The organism is Mesorhizobium sp. B1-1-5 (genome assembly GCF_006443065.1).
Taxonomy (GTDB): domain Bacteria; phylum Pseudomonadota; class Alphaproteobacteria; order Rhizobiales; family Rhizobiaceae; genus Mesorhizobium.
The window spans coordinates 1-2,914 of sequence record NZ_VFWS01000218.1; the positions used below are offsets into that span (position 1 = coordinate 1).

Genomic DNA, 2,914 nt, shown 5'->3' on the forward strand with positions numbered 1-2,914 from the left:
GCGGCTGAAAGGCCGCCTTTTTCATGTTTGGTCCCTTCAAACAAAATTTGGCCGAAGTCTCGCGTCCTGCTATGAGCCGAGGGCGCTTGGCTGGTCCCATACCGATTGGAAGGCGCGAACAAGCTAACGACACGGCGAGAGGCATATGCATTTAAGATCAGTTCTGAGCGGCACGCTTGCGCTGCTGCTCCTTTCAGGCGTCACCGCGATGGCGGGTGGCTTAGGGACTGATGGCACGGGACAGCCAGCCGACAGCGGCTTCTCGTTCCATCTGCCCAGCATCGAGTTGCCTGGCGTTTTCGGCGAAAAGAAGAAGTCGGACCAGGTTCAGTTCGCGCAGCAGTCGACTGGCACAGGCGCCACCGGGCTCGAGGACCAACTGCGCCAGATGAACGGCAAGATCGAGGAACTGAACTTCCAGATCCTGCAAATGCAGGAGCAGATCCGCAAACAGCAGGAAGACAACGAGTTCCGCTTCCAGCAGCTCGAAGGCGGTACGCAGGGTGCGCAGCAGCCGGCCGGGCAGAAGAAGTCACAGGCCGCGCCCGCCGACAGCGATGACAGCGTGGCCGAGGCGCCGGCCACGCAACCGCCCGCGGAGGCCGACAATCGGGCAGCGGCCGGCCAGAGCGTCGAGGACGTCATCGTCGAATCCTCTGACGGTGATCCGGGCAAGGTGATCCCCGGAACGGGAGCGCCCGAAAAGACCTTCGGCAGCATCACCGTCGACAAGAACGGCAATGTGGTCGATGCCGGCGGCAGCACGCAGGCGACCGCACCGGCGCAGGATGTCGCTCCAGCCGCCGGCGCTCCGGCCAAGAGCGGCAAGTCCGGCGGCACGGTGGTTGCGGCGCTGCCTTCCACGAACGATCCCGAGGAGCTCTACCGCAACTCCTACCAGTTCATCCTGTCGGGCGACTACGGCACCGCCGAACAGGGTTTTCGCGACCACATCGCGCGTTTTCCCCGTGACGCGAAAACGGCGGATGCGCACTATTGGCTGGGCGAATCGCTGCTTGGCCAGCAGAAATACCGCGATGCCGCGGAGGTCTTCCTCGCCGCCAGCAAGGACTATCCCAAGGCCAAGAAGGCCCCCGACATGCTGCTGAAGCTCGGCGTGTCGCTGGTCGGCCTGAAGCAGCACGACGTGGCCTGCGCCACCTTCAGCGAGGTCGGCAAGCGCTACCCCGACATTTCCAACACGCTCAAGGAGCGCGTGAAGCAGGAAAAGGCCCTGGCGGCGTGCTAGCCCTTCTCCTGCCTGCCGTTGCCTTGCCCTCGGAGCCGTGTTCGGGCGACATGCATTGATGCTCGACACCGAGCCTGATCTTTCGAAAGCCCTTTTTTCGCACATCGACTTTACCAGCGGCGCCGTTGCGGCCGTATCCGGCGGCAGCGACTCGACCGCCCTACTTCTCCTTCTCAAACGACATCTCGACCTAACCGCGCCGTCCGCGAAGCTGCTGGCGGTGACGATCGACCACGGTTTGCGGCAGGGCGCGGCGGCCGAAGCGGAAGCGGTGGCCAGGCTTTGCGCCGCGCACGCCATCGCGCACCGCATCGTCGCCTGGTCCGGACGCAAGCCGTCGACCGGGCTGCCGGCCGCCGCGCGGGAGGCTCGCTACCGGCTGCTGGCCGAGGCGGCGCGGGAGGAAGGCCTCGGTCTGATCGTGACCGGTCACACGGCGGACGACCAGGCCGAGACGGTGCTGATGCGGCTAGTCCGAGGCAAGGGCGCCCGCGAGGAAGGGCGCGGCCTTGCCGGCATGGCGCCGGTCACCTTGCACGACTGGCACGAATGGATCGTGCGGCCGCTCCTTGGCATTCGGCGCGCGGCTTTGCGCAACTTCCTGCGGCGCGAGCATGTCGGCTGGGCCGAGGACCCGACCAATGCCGACGCGGCCTTCGAGCGACCGCGCATGCGCGCGGCACTGGCCGGCGCTGACGGTGCGCAGCGCATCGATGACGCATTGACGCTGGCGGCGCGCGAGAGCGAGGCGCGCAGCCGGCTTGGCATCCGCGCCGCGGATTTAATCGCGCGCTTCGCCAGCCAGGCGGCGCCGGGTCTTGTCCGCCTCGATCCGACCCTGCTTTCGGCCGGCGACGATCCGGCGGCCGTCTATGCGCTGCGCATCCTCCTCGCCACAAGCGGGGGCGTTGCGTTTCTGCCGGACCAGGCGCGATGCGAGGCGCTGTTCGGTAGGCTGAAGGCTGGATTTCTTTGCGCCACATTGTCGCGGACGGTGGTCGATTCCAGGCGCGCCGGCATCTTTCTGCGCCGCGAGACGCGAGGCTTGCCGCGTGTGGTCGCGGCCACCGGCGGGCTGCTCTGGGACGGCCGCCGGAACATCACGTTGGACGACGGCGGCAGTGCATTGTTGATCGCGCCGTTCGGGGCAGCGGCGGCGAAGCGTCTGGCGATCGCGGAAGGCGAAACGCCACGCAGCCTCGTGCGCGCCGCGCTGGCCTGCGAGCCGGCATCGCGGCAAGCCGTTGAGAACCCTGGCCTGCCTCAGGGTGGGCAGGCGTCGCCGGGGTTCACGGCACAGGCCGTCGTCGCCCCTTTTGTCCGTTTCCTGCCGTCCTTCGACCTGGCGCCGGCGCGGGTCGTCGCCGAATTGATCGGCGCACCGTTGCCTCCCGCCCTGCCTTTCAAGCGGCCATAGCGCCGGTCGGTCATGGGCGAAAGCTTAACCCACACGTGCTGTTCTGCTTGGCAAGGGGGGGCGCTCTCCCTATGTTAGGCTCAAGTTTCCTCTCACGACGCGTGTCCGCGTGGACGCCAACGGGACAATTGATGAATCCGAACTATCGCAACCTCGCGCTCTGGGCGATCATAGCGGTCCTGCTCATAGCCCTGTTCAATCTGTTCCAGACGCCGCAGACGCGTGGGGCTTCGAGCGATGTACCTTAT

At 66.5% G+C, this 2,914-nt stretch carries 2 protein-coding genes; both read left to right on the plus strand.

Features of this window, described 5'->3' with window-relative positions; translation table 11 throughout:
- Positions 1 to 145 precede the first annotated feature (145 nt).
- Positions 146 to 1,249: a tol-pal system protein YbgF gene (gene ybgF / locus FJ980_RS29555; RefSeq protein WP_140547160.1), complete on the plus strand. Its 1,104-nt coding sequence runs from the start codon at positions 146 to 148 to the stop codon at positions 1,247 to 1,249.
- 58 nt (positions 1,250 to 1,307) lie between these two features.
- Positions 1,308 to 2,666, plus strand: a complete 1,359-nt coding sequence (gene tilS / locus FJ980_RS29560) for a tRNA lysidine(34) synthetase TilS (RefSeq protein ID WP_140547161.1) — start codon at positions 1,308 to 1,310, stop codon at positions 2,664 to 2,666.
- Positions 2,667 to 2,914 lie beyond the last annotated feature (248 nt).